At 72.5% G+C, this 21704-nt stretch carries 1 protein-coding gene; it reads left to right on the plus strand.

All coding sequences use genetic code 11. The features are described 5' to 3' along the window. Positions 1-5: 5 nt before the first annotated feature. Positions 6-21701, plus strand: a complete 21696-nt coding sequence (locus ACZ6YV_RS16530) for an SDR family NAD(P)-dependent oxidoreductase (protein ID WP_465510379.1) — start codon at positions 6-8, stop codon at positions 21699-21701. Positions 21702-21704 lie beyond the last annotated feature (3 nt).

Consider the following 21704-nt stretch of genomic DNA (forward strand, 5'->3'; position numbering starts at 1 on the left):
ACACCGTGGGTGAGAACGACAAGCTTCGCGACTACCTGACGCGAGTCACCGGCGAACTGCAGCGCACGCGCGGCAGGCTCGCCGCGCTGGAAGACCGCGCCGCCGAACCGATCGCCATCGTCGGCATGGGCTGCCGGTTCCCCGGCGGCGTCCGCACGCCGGAGCGGTTCTGGGAACTGCTGACCGCCGGGGACCACGGGATCACCGGGTTCCCCGAAGACCGAGGCTGGGACGTCGGCGCGCTCGTCGACCCGGATCCGGACCATCTGGGCACCAGCTACGTCGATCGAGGCGGTTTCGTCGACGGCGCCGGGGAATTCGACCCCGAATTCTTCGGCATCTCGCCGCGCGAGGCCGTCTCGATGGACCCGCAGCAGCGGCTGCTGCTGGAGACGTCGTGGGAGGCGCTGGAACGTGGCGGCATCGACCCCGCGTCGCTGTCCGGCAGTCGTGCCGGGGTCTTCGTCGGCACCAACGGCCAAGACTACGGACGCGACCTGCCCAAGGGCGTCGAAGGTGTCGAGGGTTACCTCGGCACCGGCATCTCCGGCAGTGTCCTTTCCGGACGGATCTCCTACGTCCTCGGGCTGGAAGGCCCGTCGGTCACCGTCGACACGGCGTGCTCGGCGTCGCTGGTCACGCTGCACCTCGCCATCCGCGCGCTGCGCGCGGGCGAGTGCGACCTCGCGCTTTCCGGCGGTGCCACCGTGATGGCGAGCCCGGACGCGTTCATCGAGTTCTCCCGCCAGCGCGGTCTCGCCCGCGATGGCCTGGTCAAGGCGTTCGCCGCCGGGGCCGACGGCACCGCGTGGGGCGAGGGCGCCGGCATGATCGTGCTGGAGCGTCTTTCCGACGCCCAGCGCAACAGCCACCCCGTTCTGGCCGTCGTCCGCGGCTCTGCGGTCAATCAGGACGGCGCGTCCAACGGCCTCACCGCGCCTAACGGTCCCTCGCAGCAACGCGTCATCCGCCAGGCGCTGGCCGATGCGCGACTGTCCACAAAGGATGTCGACGTCGTCGAAGCGCACGGCACCGGCACGACCCTGGGCGACCCGATCGAGGTCCAGGCCTTGCAGGCCACCTACGGCCGTGACCGCGGCGAGCGCGGCCCGCTGCTGCTCGGCTCGGTGAAGACCAACATCGGCCACACGCAGGCCGCCGCCGGTGTCGCCGGGATCATCAAGATGGTCCTGGCCCTGCGCAGCGGAATCCTGCCCGCGAGCCTCCACATCGACGCGCCGAGCCCGCAGGTCGACTGGTCGCCGGGAACGGTCGAACTGCTGGCGTCCGCACGCCCTTGGCCGGAAGGGGAGACACGCCGGGCGGGCGTCTCGTCGTTCGGCATCAGCGGCACCAACTCCCATGTCCTGCTGGAGCAGGCGCCCGCGATCGAAGAGTCCACAGTGGGCGTGGTCGTCCCGCCGGTGATCCCGTGGGTGCTGTCCGGCCGCACTCCGGCGGCGTTGCGGGCCCAGGCCCGCGCGCTACTGGACGTCGAGGGCGACCCGGTGGGCATCGGCTGGTCGCTGGCCGCGACCCGGTCCACCTTCGAGCATCGTGCGGTCGTCACCGGCCGCGACGAGGCCACCCTCCGCGCCGGTCTGACCGCGGTCGCCGAAGGAAATCACGACGCTGGCGAGGCGACCGACGGCAGCCTCGCGATCTGCTTCACCGGCCAGGGTTCGCAGCGCCTCGGCATGGGCCGCGAGCTGTATGGGGCGTACCCGGCGTTCGCCGCCGCTTTCGACCAGGTCTGCGAGCTGCTGCCGGGCGTTCGCGAGATCGTCTTCGGTGACGACGCCGATGCCTTGAACGACACCGCGAACGCCCAGCCCGCGCTGTTCGCCCTGGAGGTTTCCCTTTACCGGCTGGTCGAATCGTGGGGAGTCGTCCCGGACTTCCTGATCGGGCATTCCGTCGGTGACTTCGCCGCGGCACACGTCGCCGGCGTCTGGTCGCTGGAAGACGCGGCCGAGCTGATCGCCGCTCGCGGACGTCTGATGGGCGCGTTGCCGCGCGGTGGCGCGATGTGCGCCATCGAGGCGACCGAGGACGAGGTCCGCGCCGCACTGGTCGACGGCGCCGGCATCGCGGCCGTCAACGGACCGCACGCGCTCGTCGTCTCCGGTACCGAGGACGCCGTGCGGACCGTCGCGGCGGTGTTCACCGAGCAGGGCCGCCGCACCAAGAACCTCGCCGTGTCCCACGCGTTCCACTCGGCGCTGATGGACGGCATGCTCGACGACTTCGCTGCCGTCGCGCGCCGCGTCACCTACAAGACACCGAAGATCGCGCTGATCGCGGGCGTCACCGGCCGCATCGCCGAGACCGCGGAGATCCTCGACCCGGCCTACTGGGTCCGGCACGTGCGCGAGGCCGTGCGGTTCGCGGACGGCGTCAGCGCGCTGGCCGAGGCGGGCGTCACCCGCTTCCTCGAACTGGGCCCGGACGGCATCCTCTCCGCCGCCGGTCAGGAGAGCGCGGACGGCCTGTTCGTCCCCGCGCTGCGCCGCGACCGGCCCGAACCCGAGACGTTCGTCGCCGCGCTGGCCGCCGTGCACGTCCACGGCGGGAAGGTCGGCTGGGCCGCCGCGTTCGACGGCGCGCGTCCGGTCGAGCTGCCCACGTACCCGTTCCAGCGCGAGTTCTACTGGCTTCCCGCGACCCACGCCGCCGGTGACGTGGCGGGGCTCGGCCTCGGCTCGCTCGACCATCCGCTGCTCGGCGCCGCCGTGTCGGTCGCCGACGCGGGCGGATTCCTGTTCACCGGAAGCCTTTCGCTGCGGACGCATCCGTGGCTGGCCGATCACGTCGTGCACGGCCAGGTCGTCGTGCCCGGCACCGCGCTGGTCGAGCTCGCCGTCCGCGCGGCCGACGAAACCGGCCTGTCGGCGCTGGAAGAGCTGACGCTGCAGACGCCGCTGGTGCTCCCGGAGAGCGGCGCGGTCCAGGTCCAGCTGTGGGCCGGGACGCCGGAGGACTCCGGCCACCGTCCGCTCACCGTGCACTCGCGTCCGCATGGCGCGGGGGAGTGGACGCTGCACGCCACCGGCGCGCTCGCCCCGACCGCCGTTACGCCGGACTGGGAGCTGGCCGAGTGGCCGCCGCCCGGTGCCGAAGCCGTGTCTCTCGAAGGCCGCTATCCCGGGCTGGCCTCGGCCGGGCTGGAGTACGGCGAAATCTTCCAGGGCTTGCGTTCTTTGTGGCGCGACGGCGAGCACACCTACGCCGAGGTCTCGCTGCCCGAGGCCGCCCGCGACCAGGCGGGCCGGTTCGGCCTGCACCCCGCTCTCCTCGACTCGGCGCTGCACGCGCTCGCGGAAGGTGACGGCCCCGCGCGCCTGCCGTTCGCGTGGAGCGACGTCGTCCTGCACGCCTCCGGCGCCGCCGAACTGCGGGTCCGGCTGACCCCCACCGGTACCGACGCGGTCACCCTGCGCGTGGCCGACGGGACCGGCGCGCCGGTCGCCACCGTCGGCTCCCTGGTCGTCCGCCCGGTTTCGGCCGGACAACTGCGTCCCGCCGCCACCCGCGAGGGTCTGTACGAACTGGCTTGGAACCCGATCGCCACACCTGAAACCGAAACCCCGGGCTGGGCGCACTTCGCGGACGTCACCGGCGAGGCTTCCGAGGTCGTCGTCTTCCGTGCGGAAGGTGACGACGTCCACGCCGTCACCGGTGCCACGCTCGATGTGCTCCGGACTTTCCTTGCCGAAGACCGCTTCGCCGCATCGAAACTTCTCGTCCACACTGGCCAGTCCGATGTGGACCCAGTGGCGGCCGCGGTGTGGGGGCTGGTGCGCAGTGCACAGTCCGAGCATCCGGACCGGTTCCTGCTCGCCGACGAACTCACCGAAGCGGTCCTCGCCTCGGGTGAACCGCAGATCGCGGTCCGCGACGGAGAACTCCGGGTGCCGCGCTTGGTCACGCCTGAATCCACCGGCAGGCTGCTGCCGCCGTCCGGTAACTGGCGGCTTGGGTTGTCCGGCAAGGGAACCTTCGACCATCTGACCCTGGAGCCGCTGCCCGACGAGCCGCTCGGCCCGCAGGGCGTCCGGGTCTCCGTCCGCGCCGCCGGGCTCAACTTCCGTGACGTGCTCAACGCGCTCGGCATGTACCCGGGCGAGGCAGGGCTGCTCGGCAGCGAGTTCGCCGGGATCGTGCTCGAGATCGGCGCCGACGTCACCGACCTGCGGCCCGGCGACGAGGTGATGGGCCTTGTCTCCGGCGGAGCGGGCCCGGTCGCGGTCGCCGAGCGGCCGATGATCACCCGCAAACCCGCGGACTGGACCTACGAGCAGGCGGCCTCGACGCCGCTGGTGTTCCTCACCGCCTACTACGCGCTGGTCGACTTGGCCGGACTCAAGGCGGGCGAGTCGATCCTGATCCACGCTGCCGCCGGCGGGGTCGGCATGGCCGCCACGCAGCTCGCGCGCCACCTCGGCGCCGAGGTCTACGGCACCGCCAGCGAGAGCAAGCAGTACGTGCTGCGCGACGCCGGGCTCGACGACGCGCACATCGCCTCCAGCCGCACGCTGGAGTTCGAGGAGCGCTTCAGCGGCATCGACGTCGTCCTGAACGCGCTCGCCGGGGACTTCATCGACGCCTCGATCCGGACCATGGCGCCGGGCGGCCGCTTCCTGGAGATGGGCAAGACCGACATCCGCGAGCCCGAAGGCGTCCAGTACCAGGCTTTCGACCTGATCGACGCGGGCCCGGAGCGGACCGCGCAGCTGTGGGACGCGCTGACCGACCTGTTCGCCTCCGGCGCGCTCGCCCCGCTGCCGACCCGGACCTGGGACGTCCGCGAAGCCCGCGAAGCGTTCCGATTCCTGAGCCAGGCCAAGCACATCGGCAAGGTCGCGCTCACCATGCCGAGGGCCCTCGACCCCGAGCGGACGGTGCTGATCACCGGCGGCACGGGCGGACTCGGCGCCCTGATCGCCCGCCATCTGGTGACCACGCACGGCGTCCGGAAGCTGCTGCTCACCAGCCGCCGCGGCCTCGACGCGCCCGGCGCGGCGGAGCTGGCGGACGAGCTTGACGCCGAAGTCCGGGTCGTCGCGTGCGACGTCGCCGATCGTGACGCCGTCGCCGCGCTGCTCGACGGCGTCGACCTGACCGGCGTCGTGCACGCCGCCGGTGTCCTGGACGACGGCACCATCGACACGCTCACCCAGGAGCGGCTCGACTTCGTGCTCGGCCCGAAGGCCGACGCGGCCCGGCATCTGCACGAACTGTCCGGCGACCCGGACCTGTTCGTCACGTTCTCCTCGGCCGCCGGTGTGCTCGGCGCGCCGGGGCAGGGCAACTACGCGGCGGCCAACGGCTACCTCGACGGCCTCGCCGCCCACCGCCGTTCGCTCGGGCTCGCCGGGCAGTCGCTGGCCTGGGGCCCGTGGGCCGCGGGCATGGCGGAGACGCTCGGCGAGGCGCACCTGGCGCGGCTGCGCGCCGGGGGTACTCCCGCGCTCGCCGTCGAGGACGGTCTCGCGCTGTTCGACGCGGCCATCGCCGCCGGGGCGCCGCTGGCCATCCCGGTCCAGCTGGATCTGCCGGTGCTCGCCGCGTCCGGACCACTCCCGCCGCTGTTGGGCGCGCTGGTCAAACCCGGCCGCCGGACCGCGAAATCGGGCAGTGACTCCTCACTCGCCAGGCGGCTCGCCGGGCTGACCGAGGCCGACCAGGACCGCGAACTGCTCGACCTCGTCCGCACCCAGGTCGCCCTGGTGCTCGGGCATGTCAACGCCGCCACCGTCGAACCCGGCCGGGGCTTCATGGACCTCGGTTTCGACTCGCTGACCGCGGTCGAGCTGCGCAACCGCCTCGGTTCGGTGACCGGTCTGCGGCTGCCGTCGACGGTGATCTTCGACCACCCGACCCCGGTCGCCCTCGCCGGTTACGTGCGCTCGGAACTGCTCGGCGACCTCACCGCCGGACCTCGCGCCCGTGCCCGGGTCGTCGACGCCGGTGAGCCGATCGCGATCGTCGCGACCAGCTGCCGGTTCCCCGGTGAGGTGAACACGCCGGAAGACCTGTGGCGCCTCGTTTCCGAGGGCCGCGAAGGCCTCACCGAGTTCCCCACCGACCGCGGCTGGGACCTGGCCGCGCTGTTCGACACGACCCCGGGCAAGCAGGGCGTGTCGAACACCCGCACCGGCGGCTTTCTGCCCGACGCGGGGGACTTCGACCCGGAGTTCTTCGGCATCTCGCCCCGCGAGGCGCTCGCCATGGACCCGCAGCAGCGGTTGCTGCTGGAGATCGCGTGGGAGGCCTTCGAACGAGCGGGCATCCCGCCGGGCACCCTGCGCGGCAGTGACACCGGTGTCTTCACCGGCGCGATCTACCACGAGTACGCCTCCCGGCTGACGAAGATCCCGGAGGAGGTCGAAGGCTTCCTCGGCACCGGCACGTCCGGCGCGATGATGTCCGGCCGCGTCTCCTACACCTTCGGCTTCGAGGGACCGGCCGTGTCGGTGGACACGGCGTGCTCGTCTTCGCTGGTCGCGATGCACCTGGCGAGCCAGGCGCTGCGGTCGGGGGAGTGCTCGCTCGCGCTGGCCGGCGGTGTCACCGTGATGGCCAACCCTGACCCGTTCGTCGACTTCAGCAAACAGAACGCGATGGCGATCGACGGCCGCTGCAAGGCCTTCGCCAACGGCGCCGACGGCGTCAGCTGGGGTGAGGGCGCCGGATTCGTCCTGCTGGAGAAGCTGTCCGACGCGCGCCGCAACGGACACCCGGTTCTGGCGCTGCTCAAGGGATCCGCGGTCAATCAGGACGGTGCGTCCAGCGGGCTCACCGCCCCGAACGGGCCCTCGCAGCAGCGCGTGATTCTTCAGGCGCTCGCCAATGCCGGACTGTCCACTTCGGACATCGACGTCGTCGAGGCGCACGGCACCGGCACCCGGCTGGGCGACCCGATCGAGGCGCAGGCCCTGCTCGCCACCTATGGCCAGGACCGCGAAGAGCCGCTGCTGCTCGGCTCGGTGAAGTCGAACTTCGGGCACACGCAGGCCGCGGCCGGTGTCGCCGGAGTGATCAAGATGGTCGAGGCGATGCGGCACGGCGTCGTCCCCGCGACGCTGCACGTCGACGCGCCTTCGGCCCAGGTCGACTGGGAAGCCGGCGCGATCCGTGTGGCCACCGAGTCCGCGGGCTGGCCGGAGACCGGCCGTCCGCGCCGGGCGGGGGTGTCGTCGTTCGGGTTCAGCGGGACCAACGCGCACGTCGTACTCGAACACGTTCCCGCGCAAGAGATTCCTGAGCCGGGAGCTCGGCCCGCGATGCTGCCGTGGGTGCTGTCCGGCCGGTCCGAGGAAGCCCTGCGGGCACAGGCCGCGCGGCTCGCCGACCTGACGGCCGACCCGCTCGACGTCGCCTGGACGCTCGCCACCGCCCGCACCGCGCACGAACGGCGCGCGGTCGTCGTCGGGACCGATCCGTCGGTGCTGCGCGCCGGACTGGCCGCGTTCGCCGACACCGGCCGGGCGGCCAACGTCGTCTCCGGCCGCGCGGCCACCGGCAGGCTCGCGTTCCTGTTCACCGGCCAGGGCGCCCAGCGCCTCGGCATGGGCCAGGGCCTTTACGAGACCTTCCCCGCTTTCGCCACGGCTTACGACGAGGTTGCCGCGCTCCTTCCTCTCGACGGCGATATCGACCGCACCGGCACCGCGCAGCCCGCGATCTTCGCTCTGGAAGTGGCGCTGTTCCGGCTCTTCGAGTCCTGGGGCGTGACCCCGGACCTTCTGGCCGGGCACTCGATCGGCGAGATCGCCGCCGCCCACGTGGCGGGCGTGTTCTCCTTGGAGGACGCGGCGAAACTGGTCGAGGCACGCGGCCGGTTGATGGAGGCGCTGCCCGAGGGCGGCGCGATGGTCGCCGTGCAGGCGTCGGAAGACGAGGTCCGCGAGTTCCTGACCGATGAGGTCTGCCTGGCGGCGGTGAACGGGCCGCAGGCGATCGTGCTGTCCGGTGTGGACGGTCCGGTTCGCGAGGTCGCCGCCCGGTTCGCCCAGGAGGGCCGCCGCACCAAGCATCTCGTGGTGTCGCACGCGTTCCACTCGGCGCTGATGGAGCCGATGCTGGCGGAGTTCGCCGAAGTGGCGGAAAGCCTGAGCTACGCCGAGCCGCGGATCCCGATCGTGTCCACCGTGAGCGAGTCGGCGGATCTGACCGACCCGGCTTACTGGGTGCGCCATGTCCGCGAAACCGTGCGGTTCGCCGACGGCCTCGCGGCCCTGACCGCCGAGGGAGTCACGACCTTCCTCGAACTCGGTCCGGACGCGGTGCTGTCCGCGATGGGCACTGACGGCGTCTTCGTCGCCGCGTTGCGCAAGGACCAGGACGAGGCCCGGTCCGCGATGACCGCCTTGGGTGCGGTGCACGCGGCGGGTGCCCCCGTCGACTGGGACCGCTTCTTCGACGGCAGTGGCGCGCGGCCGGCGAACCTACCCACTTACCCGTTCCAGCGCCGCCGTTTCTGGCTGCTGGCACCGCAGGGGTCGGGCGACGCCACCGCGCTGGGGCTCGGCGCGCTCGATCACCCGCTGCTGGGCGCCGCCGTCGCGCTGCCCGAACGCGGCGGGCTCGTGCTCACCGGACGCCTGTCGCTCGACGAACAGCCGTGGCTGGCCGGGCACCGCGTCCGCGACGCCGTCCTGCTGCCCGGTACCGCGTTCGCCGAACTGGCCGTGAGGGCGGGCGACGAGGTCGGCTGCGGCACCGTCGAGGAACTGACGCTGCAGGCACCGCTGGTGCTCACGTCGGCTCCGGTCCAGCTCCGAGTGTCCCTTTCGGACGATGGCGCCCTGGCGGTGCACTCCCGTCCCCAGGACGGCGAATGGACCTTGCACGCCACCGGTTCGCTGACCACGGCCGCCGAGGAACCCGCCGCGATCACGGAGTGGCCGCCGTCCGGCGCGGAACCCGTTGACCTGGAAGGCTTCTACACCACGCTCGCCGACGCCGGACTCACCTTCGGGGACCCGTTCCGCGGTCTGCGCGCGGCCTGGCGCCAGGGTGACGACGTCTTCGCCGAGGTCTCGCTGCCCGAGGGCACCGACGTCCGCGGGTTCGGGCTGCATCCGGCCCTGCTCGACGCCGTCCTGCACGCCGTCGGCCTGACCGGCGGCCCGGCGCGGCTGCCGTTCTCGTGGTCCGGGCTGGCGTTGCACGCCACCGGCGCGAGCACGTTGCGGGCCCGGCTCACCCCGGCCGGCCAGGACGCCGTGTCCTTGCGGGTCACCGACGGCACGGGCGCCCCGGTGCTTTCGGTCGCGTCGCTGAGCTTGCGTCCTGTCGGCGACGGGCCGCTGCCCAGCGCCGCCACCGACGCGCTGTTCGGCATCGGCTGGGTCCCCGTCGCGCTGCCGTCGGAGGCCGAAGACGTCGCCGTATACGAAGCCGCGTCGGTCGAGGCCGCTCTCGAAGCGATGCAGGCGGCCGAAGACCGGCTCGTCGTCCACCTCACCGGCGACAGCCCGGCGCACGCCGCCGTCGCCGGACTGGTGCGCAGCGCGCAGGCCGAGTACCCGGACAAGTTCGTCCTGGTGCACGGCGACGGAGACGCCCGGATCGCGGCCGCCACCGGTGAACCCGAGGTCAAGCTGACCGAGGACGGCCCGCGCGTGCCCCGCCTGACGCGGTCCCGCGCCACCGCCGACCCGGACTGGACGCTCGACGGAACCGTGCTGGTCACCGGCGGTACCGGCGGGCTCGGCGCGCACGTCGCGCGGCGGCTCGTCGAGCGGCACGGCGTCCGGCACCTGCTGCTCGTCGGACGCCGGGGCGCCGACGCTCCCGGTGCCGAAGTCCTCCGCGAGGATCTGCGCGCACTCGGCGCCGAGGTGACGATCGCCGCTTGCGACGTCGCCGACCGGTCCCAGCTCGAGTCCGTGCTCGCACTCGTCGAAGAACCGCTCAGCGGCGTCGTGCACGCGGCGGGTGTCCTCGACGACGGTGTCCTCACCGCGATGACCCCCGAGCGGCTCGCCGCCGTCGCGGGCCCCAAATCCGAGGCCGCGCGCCACCTGCACGAACTGACCACAGGCCTGAAGCTGTTCGTCACGTTCTCCTCGATCGCCGGTGCGCTCGGAGCGCCCGGTCAGGCGAACTACGCGGCGGCCAACGGCTACCTCGACGGGCTCGCCACGCTTCGGCGTGCCCAAGGCCTCCCCGGTACCTCGATCGCTTACGGCCTCTGGGAAACCGGCATGGGCGAGGGACGCGGGGGAGCGGCACTGCCCGTCGAAGCCGGGCTGGAGCTGTTCGACCTCCTGGCCTTCGGTGACGACCCGCGTCCTGTCGCGACCAAGCTGGACCTCGCCGCGCTGCGCGCCGAAGCCGAGGTGCCGCACGTGCTGCGGAGCCTGGTCCGGCCGCGCCGTCGCCGTGCGGCGGAGGAAGCGGAAGCCGCCGGGCTGCGGCAGCGTTTGGCGGGCGTTCCCGCTGGTGAGCGCACGCGGCTGCTGACCGAACTGGTCCGCACCGAGGCCGCACACGTCCTCAGCCACACCAGCCCCGACGCCGTTGAGGCCGACCGCGCATTCGGTGACCTCGGGTTCGACTCGCTCACCGCGGTCGAATTCCGGAACCGCCTCAGCACGGTCACCGGTCTGAGGCTCCCGGCGACGTTGACCTTCGACCACCCGACTCCGGTTGCGCTGGCCGAATTCCTGCTCGCCGAACTGCTCGACGAACCCGCCGACGCGACCCCGGTCTTCACCGCGGCCCGCGCCGACGGCGACCCGATCGTCATCGTCGGTATGGCCTGCCGCTACCCGGGCGGCGTGACGTCGCCGGAAGAGTTGTGGGACCTCGTCTCCGGCGGCCGCGACGGCGTGACCCGGTTCCCCGAGGACCGTGGCTGGGACGTCGACGGCATCTACGACCCTGACCCCGACCGGCCGGGCAAGACCTACACCCGCGAAGGCGGATTCCTGCACGACGCGGGCGACTTCGACCCCGAGTTCTTCGGGATTTCGCCTCGTGAGGCGCTTGCGATGGACCCGCAGCAGCGCTTGCTGCTCGAAGTCGCGTGGGAGGCGCTGGAGCGCTCCGGCACCGACCCGACGGCGCTCAAGGGCAGCCCGACCGGCGTGTTCGCCGGCGTCATGTACCACGACTACGGCACCCGGCTCGGCAACGACGTCCCCGACGACGTCGAGGGCTTCCTCGGCACCGGCACCTCGGGTTCCGTGCTGTCCGGCCGCGTCGCCTACACCCTCGGCCTGGAGGGACCCGCGGTTTCGGTCGACACCGCTTGCTCCTCGTCGCTGGTCGCGTTGCACTGGGCGACGCAGGCTTTGCGTTCGGGCGAGTGCTCGCTGGCGCTGGCCGGTGGTGTCACGGTGATGGCGACGCCCGAGACGTTCATCGGGTTCTCCCGTCAGCGCGGCCTCGCCGCCGACGGCCGCTGCAAGTCCTTCTCGGCCGACGCCGACGGGACAGGCTGGGCCGAAGGCGCCGGAATGCTCGTGCTGGAAAGGCTTTCCGACGCGCGCCGCAACGGGCACCGGGTGCTCGCGGTCGTCAAGGGCTCAGCGGTCAACTCCGACGGCGCGTCCAACGGCCTCACCGCCCCCAACGGTCCCTCGCAGCAACGCGTGATCCGCCAGGCGCTGGCCGCCGCCGGTGTCCCGTCGTCCACTGTGGACGCTGTCGAGGCGCATGGCACGGGCACGACGCTGGGCGACCCGATCGAGGCGCAGGCGCTCCTGGCCACCTACGGCCGCGAGCGCGACGGCGAACCGCTGTACCTCGGCTCCGTGAAGTCCAACTTCGGGCACACGCAGGCTGCGGCGGGGGTCGCCGGGATCATCAAGATGGTCCAGGCGATGCACCACGGTGTCCTGCCGCCGACGCTGCACCTGGGCGAGCCGTCACCGCACGTCGACTGGGAAGCCGGTGACGTCGAGTTGCTGGGCGAAGGCCGTGGCTGGCCGGAGACCGGACGTCCGCGCCGATCCGCCGTGTCGTCCTTCGGGATCAGCGGCACCAACGCGCACGTCATCCTCGAACAGCCTCCGGTTGAAACCCCCGCTCCGCGCGAGGTCGTGACTCCCGCGCTCGTGCCGTGGGTGCTCTCCGGCCGCGCCGAAGACACGCTGCGGGAGCAGGCCGGGCGCCTGCTCGGCCGCGACGGCGAGCCGGTCGACCTCGGCTTCGCACTGGCCACGACCCGCACCGCGCACGAACGGCGTGCCGTCGTGCTCGGTGCCACGGACGCGGATCTCCGCGCCGGGCTGGAATCCCTCGCCGAGGGCAGCGTCAACCCGTCGGTCGTCGCCGGACGCGTACTGCCCGGCCGGACGGCCTTCCTGTTCACCGGTCAGGGATCCCAGCGGCTCGGCATGGGCGAAGGGCTTTACGCCGCCTTCCCGGTGTTCGCCGCCGCCTACGACGAGGTCACCGCGCTGCTCCCGACCGGCGGTGACCTGAACCGCACCGGCGCCGCGCAACCGGCGATCTTCGCACTGGAGGTCGCGCTGTACCGGCTCGCCGAGTCCTGGGGTGGCGTGCCCGACTTCGTGGCCGGGCATTCGATCGGTGAGATCGCGGCCGCGCATGTGGCGGGCGTGCTTTCGCTGGAAGACGCCGCCAAGCTCGTCGAAGCGCGTGGCCGGTTGATGGAGGCGCTGCCCGAGGGCGGCGCGATGGTCGCGGTCCAGGCGAGCGAGGACGAGGTGCGCGAGCACCTGACGCCGAAGGTCTCGCTGGCCGCGGTCAACGGCCCGAACGCGGTCGTGCTTTCGGGTGCCGCGTCGCCGACGCTCAAGCTGGCCAAGAAGTTCGAGAAGCTCGGCCGCCGCACCAAGCGGCTGGACGTCTCGCACGCGTTCCACTCGGCTCTGATGGAACCGATGCTGGACGAGTTCGCCGCCGTGGTGCGAGAGCTCGATTTCTCGGCCCCGGCGATTCCGTTCGTGTCCACAGTGGACGGCGAGCGAACCGGACGGGTCGTCGAACCGGAGTACTGGGTCGAGCACGTCCGCGCCACTGTCCGGTTCGCCGCCGGATTGGCGTGGCTGCGCGAGACCGGGGTGACCAAGTTCGTCGAGCTGGGCCCGGCCGCCGTGCTGACCGCGCTCGCCGATGACGGCCCGGACACCTTCGCGGCGTCGTTCCTGCGCGCCGACCGCGACGAGGCGGAGACCGCGCTCACCACGCTGGCCGCCGCGTACACCCGAGGTGTCGCCGTCGATTGGGCCGCGGTGTTCCGCCCGACCGGGGCCCGCGTCGTCGACCTGCCGACGTCGGTGTTCGACCGCCGCCGGTTCTGGCTCGCCGCCGGGTCCGGAGCGGGTGACGTCACCACGGCCGGGCTCCAGGCCGCCGGGCACCCGATGCTGGGCGCCGCGGTGCCGTTCGCCGACGGCGACGGCTGGGTACTCACCGGACGGCTTTCGGCCGCCACGCATCCGTGGCTGGCCGGGCACGCCGCGTTCGGCGAAGTGCTCGTCCCCGGCACCGGCCTGCTCGAACTCGCCGTCCGCGCCGGTGACGAAGCCGGTTGCGGAGGCGTCGAGGAACTGACCCTCGCCGCGCCGCTGGTGCTGCCGCCGCACGGCGCGCTGGACGTCCAGGTGCTCGTCGGCGCGGCGGGCACGGGCGGGCGACGTCCGGTCTCGGTGCACTCGCGTGCCCCGCAAGGGGAGTGGACCGAGCACGCCACCGGCACGCTCACGCCGGAGACGGCCGCCGTACCGTCCGGGCTGACCGCGTGGCCGCCCGCCGCCGAGCCGCTCTCGCTCGACGGGCTCTACGCGGACATGGCGGCCGCGGGTCTCGACTATGGCCCGCCGTTCCGCGGGCTCACCACCGCCTGGCGCGACGGGGACACCGTGTTCGCCGAGGTGGAACTGCCCGAGGGCACCGAAGTCGACGGCTTCGGCCTGCATCCGGCGCTGCTCGACGCGGCCCTGCACACCTTGGGGCTGCTCCCGGGCGAGGGCACCCGCCTGCCGTTCCTGTTCGGCGACGTCACCCTGCACGCCACCGGCGCCACCGCGCTGCGCGTCCGGGTCACGCCTGCCGGATCCGGATTCTCCTTGCTGGTCACCGACACCACCGGCGCGCCGGTCGCCACGATCGGCACGGTCGCCGTCCGGGTGGCGGAGGCGCCGCGACAGCGCGGCACGGACTCGCTGTACGAGCTGACCTGGGTCGAAGTACCCGCCGACGGCGCGGTGACCGAGGACGTCCAGGTCTTCACCGCACTGGACGGCGAGCCGCGCGAGGCACTGGCCGAAGCTCTCGCCGCGATCCAGGAGTTCCTGGCCGACGGCGGGACGCGTCTGGTGATCCGCACCGGAGACACTCCGGCTGGAGCCGCCGTCCGCGGTCTCGCCCGCACCGCCGCTTCGGAACACCCGGACCGGTTCGTCGTCCTCGAAGGGGAGGACGTCGCGACCGCGCTGGCCACCGGAGAACCGCAGGTCCGGATCCGCGACGGCGTCGCGGAAGTCCCGCGACTGGCCCGTACGACTCCGGGTGAGGCCGCGATCTGGGGCGAGGGCACGGTTCTCGTCACCGGCGGCACCGGCGGGGTCGGGGCCGCGATCGCCCGGCACCTCGCGCCCGAGGTCACCAAGCTGGTCCTCACCAGCCGCCGGGGCCTCGACGCGCCCGGTGCGGCGGAGCTGGCGGAAGAACTCGGCGCCGACGTCGTCGCCTGCGACGTAACCGACCGCGACGCGCTCGCCGCCCTGCTCGACGGGATCGACGACCTCACCGGGATCGTGCACGCCGCCGGTGTGCTGGACGACGGCGTCGTCACCGAGCTGACCCCGGAGCGCTTCGACACCGTGCTGCGGCCCAAGGCCGAGGCGGCGCTCGCGCTCCACGAACTCACCCTCGGCAGGCCGCTGACTCAGTTCGTGCTGGTGTCCTCGGTTTCCGGGATCCTCGGCGGTCCGGGGCAGGCCAGTTACGCCGCGGCCAACGCCCTGCTCGACGACCTCGCGCGACGACGTCACGCCGAAGGCCTGCCCGCCCGTTCGCTCGCGTACGGCCTGTGGGCCAACGGCATGGGTGGACAGTCCGATGTGGACCGCTTGGCCCGCGCCGGATTCGGGGCGCTGACTGATGAAGAAGGCCTGGCGCTGTTCGACGCCGCACTGGCCGCTTCGACGCCGGTCCCGGTGCCGGTCAAGCTCGACCTGGCGACGCTGCGCACGCTGGCCCGCACCAGCGAGCCCGCACCCGCGCTGCGCGGCCTGGTGCGGGTCCCCAAGCGACGGGGTGCGGCCAACGCCGCGGCCGCCGCCGGGCTGACCGCGACGCTCACCCGGCTTTCGCCCGCCGACCAGCTCTCGCATCTGGTCGACCTGGTCCGCGGCCACGTCGCCGACGTGCTCGGACACGGCACCGCGACGTCGGTCGAGGCCGGCCGCGCATTCACCGAACTCGGCTTCGACTCGCTCACCGCCGTCGAACTGCGCAACCGGCTCGGCGAGGCGACCGGGCTGCGGCTGCCCGCCACGCTGATCTTCGACCACCCGAACCCGGCGGCGCTGGCGGCCTATATCCGTTCCGAACTCGCCGGTGACGAATCCATTGTGGACATCGAGCCGGTGCGGGTCGCCGAGCCGGACGAGCCCATCGCGATCGTCGCGATGAGCTGCCGGTTCCCGGGCGGCGTCAGCTCGCCGGAGGACCTGTGGCGCCTGGTCGCCGAAGGAATCGACGCGATCACGCCGTTCCCGTCCGACCGCGGCTGGGATCTCGACGGGCTCTACCACCCGGACCCCGACCACGCGGGCACCAGCTACGCCCGCGAGGGCGGTTTCCTGCACGACGCCGCCGACTTCGACGCGGAGTTCTTCGGCATCTCGCCGCGCGAGGCTGTCACCGTCGACCCGCAGCAGAGGTTGCTGCTGGAGACCGCGCAGGAGGCGTTCGAGCGCGCCGGGATCGACCCGGTCTCGCTGCGCGGAAGTGCCACCGGGGTGTTCGCCGGCGTCATGTACGACGACTACGCCTCCCGGCTGGCCGCCACCCCGGAAGGGATGGAAGGCCTGCTCGGGACCGGCAGCGCGAGCAGCGTGCTGACCGGCCGCGTCGCCTACACCTTCGGGCTCGAAGGCCCGGCGGTGTCGGTCGACACGGCGTGCTCCTCGTCGCTGGTCGCCTTGCACTGGGCGGCGCAGGCGCTGCGCTCGGGTGAATGCGGACTGGCGCTGGTGGGTGGCGCGACCGTGATGGCCAGCCCCAACCCGTTCATCGAGTTCTCCCGTCAGCGCGGCTTGGCCGCCGACGGCCGTTGCAAGCCGTTCGCGGCCGCGGCCGACGGCACCGCCTGGGCCGAGGGCGCCGGATTCCTGCTCCTGGAAAGGCTTTCCGACGCGCGCCGCAACGGACGTCACGTGCTGGCGGTCGTCCGAGGCAGCGCGGTCAACCAGGACGGCGCGTCCAACGGCATGACCGCGCCCAACGGACCCTCGCAGCAGCGGGTGATCCGCCGGGCTCTGGCGGCTGCGGGCGTCGAGTCGTCCACTGTGGACATCGTCGAGGCGCATGGCACCGGCACCGCGCTGGGTGACCCGATCGAGGCACAGGCGTTGCTGGCCACCTACGGCCAGGACCGCGAGGAACCGCTGTGGCTGGGCTCGGTGAAGTCCAACATCGGCCACACGCAAGCGGCCGCCGGGCTCGCCGGGATCATCAAGATGGTCGAGGCGATGCGTCACGGCGTGCTGCCCGCGACCCTGCATGTCGACGAGCCTTCGCCGCATGTCGACTGGAGCGAGGGTGAGGTCCGGCTGCTCACCGAGGCACGTCCTTGGCCCGAGGCCGGCAGGCCCCGGCGCGCGGCGGTGTCGGCGTTCGGCATCAGCGGCACCAACGCGCACGTCATCCTGGAGCAGGTCCCGGATCCCGTGAAGCACACAGCCTCGGCGCCGCCGTCGCTCCTGCCGTGGGTGCTGAGCGCCCGCACCGAGGACGCGCTGCGGGCCCAGGCCGGACGACTGCTCGGTACCGTCGGATTCGCCGACCCGGTCGACATCGGCTTCGCGCTGGCGACCACCCGGACCGCGTTCGAGCGGCGGGCGGTGCTCACCGGCGACGCCGACGCGCTGCGTGCCGGACTGGCCGCCCTCGCCAGTGGCCGGAACACTCCGGACGTCGTCACCGGCCGTGCGGCCGAAGGCAAACTGGCGATGCTGTTCACCGGTCAGGGTTCCCAGCGGCTCGGTATGGGCCAGGGGCTCTACGACGCTTTCCCGGTGTTCGCAACGGCATACGATGAGGTTGCCGCGCTGCTTCCGCTCGATGGCGATATCAACCGCACCGGCACCGCGCAGCCCGCGATCTTCGCCCTCGAAGTGGCGTTGTTCCGGCTCGTGGAGTCGTGGGGGATCCGGCCCGACTTCCTGGCCGGGCACTCGATCGGCGAGATCACGGCCGCGCATGTGGCGGGCGTGTTCTCCCTGGAGGACGCCGCGAAACTCGTCGAGGCGCGCGGACAGCTGATGGAGGCGCTGCCGGAAGGCGGCGCGATGGTCGCGGTGCAGGCGACCGAGGCCGAGGCGCGCGAGTACCTGTCCGACGAGGTCTGCCTGGCGGCGGTGAACGGACCGCAGGCGATCGTTCTGTCCGGTGTGGACGGTGCGGTCCGTGCGGTCGCCGCCCGATTCGCTGCTGAAGGGCGCCGTACGAAGGCCTTGGTCGTCTCGCACGCGTTCCACTCGGCGCTGATGGAGCCGATGCTGGCGGAGTTCGCCGAGATCGCGGAGTCCTTGGAGTACGCCGAGCCGCGGATCCCGATCGTGTCCACAGTGACTGAATCGGCCGAGCTGACCGACCCCGGCTACTGGGTCCGGCACGTCCGCGAAACCGTGCGGTTCGCCGACGGTGTCGCCGCACTCGCCGCTGCGGGCGTCACCCGGTTCGCCGAACTCGGCCCGGATGGCGTGCTCTCCGCGATGGGCCTCGACAGCGCTCCTGACGCGGTATTCGTTCCAGTGCTGCGCAAGGATCGAGACGAGCGGAAGACCGCTGCACTCGCCTTCAGCCGACTGATTGCGACTGGTACCGAGGTCGACTGGACGGCGTTCTTCGACGGAACCGACGCCCACGCCGTCCCGCTGCCCACCTACGCGTTCCAGCGTGAACGCTTCTGGCTCGACCCGCCCGCCGTCGCCGGTGACGCCGCCGGGCTGGGCCTGGCCGCCGCCGGACATCCGCTGCTCGGGGCGACCGTGCCGACAGCGGGCGAGGACGGCTTGGTCGGCTACGGCAGGCTGTCGCGCGCCGTGCAGCCGTGGCTGGCCGATCACGCGGTACTCGGCACCGTGCTGGTCCCCGGCGCCGCACTGATCGAACTCGCCGTCCGGGCGGGCGACGAACTCGGCTGCGCTCGCGTGTCCGAACTGACCATCGCCGCGCCGATGGTGCTGCCGGAGACCGGCGGGCTCGCCGTGCAGGTCGTGGTCGGTGCCGCGGACGATGACGGACGGCGTCCGGTGTCGATCCACTCCCGGCTCGGCGAGGCCCAATGGACCGAGCACGCGACCGGCCTGCTCGCCCCCGGAGACGCTTACCCGGTGGCGAAGGACGCCACGTGGCCGCCCGCCGGGGCCGAAAGCCTCGACGTCACCGACCTTTACGCGGGACTCGCCGACGCGGGCCTTCAGTACGGGCCGGTGTTCCAGGGCCTCACCGCCGCGTGGCTCGTGGGTGACGAAGTCTGCGCGGATCTCGAACTGCCCGCCGCCGCGCAGGGCGACGCCGGGAAGTTCGGCCTGCATCCGGCCCTGCTCGACGCCGCGCTGCACGCCATCGGCCTGCTGCCCGGGAACGCCGAGACCACCCGGCTGCCGTTCCTCTGGCGTGACGTCGTCTTGCACGCGGCCGGCGCCACCGCCGCCCGTGTCCGGGTCGCCGCCTCCGGTACCGACTCGGTGCGCCTGGAGCTCACCGACGGTGCCGGAGCGCCGGTCTTGACAGTGGGATCGTTGCTGCTGCGCGAGGTCACCGACCTCGGCCCGGCGGATTCGTCCACTTCGGACTCGCTGTTCCGGCTCGGCTGGGCCCAGCTCACGAACGAGTCCCCGGCTCCGCCGACAGAGCTGCTCTCGGCGGTACCAGGAGCCGAAGACACCCCGACGGCCGCGCACGCTCTGCTGCGAAGCACGCTGGCGAAGCTGCAGGAGTGGCTGGCCGAGGAGAAGGAAACCCTCCTCGTGGTGCGCACCGAGAACGCTGTCGCCGTGTCTACTTCGGACAGTGTCGACCCGGCGTCGGCCGCGGTCTGGGGGCTGGTTCGCAGTGCCCAGTCCGAGAATCCAGGCCGTCTGGTGCTGCTCGACGCCGCCGAAGCCGACGTCGACACCGCGCTCGCCGTACTGGGCGACGAAACCCAGCTGGCCGTCCGGGACGGCGTCGTCCACGCCGTCCGGCTGCTGACCGCCGCGTCTTCGCAGGATCTCGTGCCGCCGTGGCACGAACCGGCCTGGCGGCTCGACAGCGTCGTCAAGGGCACCCTCGACAGGCTCTCCTTCGAGCCATACCCCGATGTGCTCGAACCGTTGCTGCCGCGCGAGGTCCGGATCGCCACCCGGGCGGCCGGGACGAACTTCCGCGACGTGCTCAACGTGCTCGGCATGTACCCGGGTGACGCCGGCCGGATCGGTTACGAGGCCGCCGGAGTCATCACCGACGTCGGGTCCGAAGTGGACGATCTGGCGCCGGGCGACCGGGTGATGGGCCTGGTACACGGCGGGTTCGGCCCGCTCACCTTCGCCGATCGGGACCTGGTGGCCAAGATGCCCGAGGGTTGGACGTTCGAAGAGGCCGCGTCGGTGCCGCTGGTGTTCCTCACCGCTTACTACGCGCTGACCGACCTCGGCGCGCTGAAGCAGGGCGAGTCGGTGCTCATCCACGCCGCGGCCGGCGGCGTCGGGATGGCGGCCACGCAGCTCGCCCGGCACCTCGGCGCCGAGGTGTTCGGCACCGCGAGCGAGGGCAAGTGGGACGTCCTGCGCGCCGCCGGACTGGCCGACGACCACATCGCCTCGTCGCGGACGCTCGACTTCGAGGAGCGCTTCCGCGACACCACCGGTGGCAACGGCGTGGACGTGGTCCTCAACGCGCTGACAGGCGACTTCATCGACGCGTCGATGCGCCTGTTACCGCGCGGTGGACGGTTCGTGGAAATGGGGAAGACCGACGTCCGTCCGGACGGCGGCGCCGCGGGGCACCATCCCGGTGTGACTTACCAGGCGTTCGACGTGATCGACGCGGGCAACCGCCGGATCGCGCGGATATGGGAGGAGTTGATCGCCTTGTTCGACCAGGGCGCGCTCACCCCGCTGCCGATCCGGACCTGGGATCTGCGCCGGGCACCGGAGGCGCTGCGCTTCCTGTCGCAGGCCAAGCACGTCGGCAAGGTCGTGCTGACGGTGCCGCGCCGCCCGATCGGCGGCACGGTGCTCGTCACCGGCGGCACCGGCGGCCTCGGCGCGGTACTGGCCAAGCACCTGGTCACGAAGCACGGTGTCACCGACCTGGTGCTCACCAGCCGTCGCGGTCCGGACGCGCCCGGCGCGGCCGAACTGACGGCGGAGCTGACCGAGCTGGGTGCGAACGTGCGGATCGAGGCGTGCGACGCCGCCGACCGCGCCGCGCTCGCCGCCGTACTGGACCGCACGCCCGGGCTGACCGGCGTGGTGCACGCGGCCGGCGTCCTCGACGACGGCTTGCTGACCGCGCTCACCCCCGAGCGGCTCGAAAAGGTGCTGCGGCCCAAGGTGGACGCGGCGTGGAACCTGCACGAGCTCACCCGCGGCCACGACCTGACCCTGTTCGCCCTGTTCTCTTCGGCCGCCGGAGTGCTCGGTGCGCCGGGGCAGGCGAACTACGCCGCGGCGAACACCTTCCTCGACGGGCTGGCGCACCACCGCCGCGGCCTCGGCCTGCCCGCGACGTCGCTCGCCTTCGGCCTCTGGGCCGACGGCATGGGCGACTCGGCGGACGCGGACCGGATGGGCCGCGACGGGGTCGGCAGTTTCGACCCGGCCGAGGGACTGGAGCTGTTCGACCTGGCCACCGGCCTGGCCGAGCCGGTCTCGGTGCCGGTCAAGCTCGACGTCGCCGGGCTCCGCTCGATGACCGGACCGGTGCCGCCGCTGCTGCGCGGTCTCGTCCGCGGTTCGGTGCGGCGTGCCGCACCGGTGGACGCGGCGGCGCAGGCCGACGGGCTCAAGCGGCGGCTCGCCGGGCTTTCGCAGGCGGACGCCGAACTGGTTTTGCTCGGGGTGGTGCGCGGCCAGGCCGCGGCCGCGCTCGGGCATGACGGCGCGGACTCGATCGAGCCGGGCCGGGCGTTCACCGAACTCGGCTTCGACTCGCTGACCGCTGTCGAGCTGCGCAACGGGCTCGACGCGGCCACCGGGCTGCGCCTGCCCGCGACGCTGATCTTCGACTACCCGACCCCGGACGACCTCGCCAAGTTCCTTCAGTCGGAAGTGGTGCCCGCCGCCGAGGCCGCGGAAACCGGCCTGGCGTCGGGGATCGACCGGCTCGCCGCCGAGCTGTCCACAGTGGACATCGCGGCCGCGGACGGTGCCGAGGTCGAGGCGAAGCTGCGGAACCTGGTGGCCCTGTGGCAGGACCGCGTCCGGCCGTCCGGCGGCGACGCGGATCTGGAAGTGGACACCATCGACGACATGTTCGCCCTGCTGGACAACGAACTCTGACCC

It is taken from the genome of Amycolatopsis sp. NPDC102522 (genome assembly GCF_055584485.1).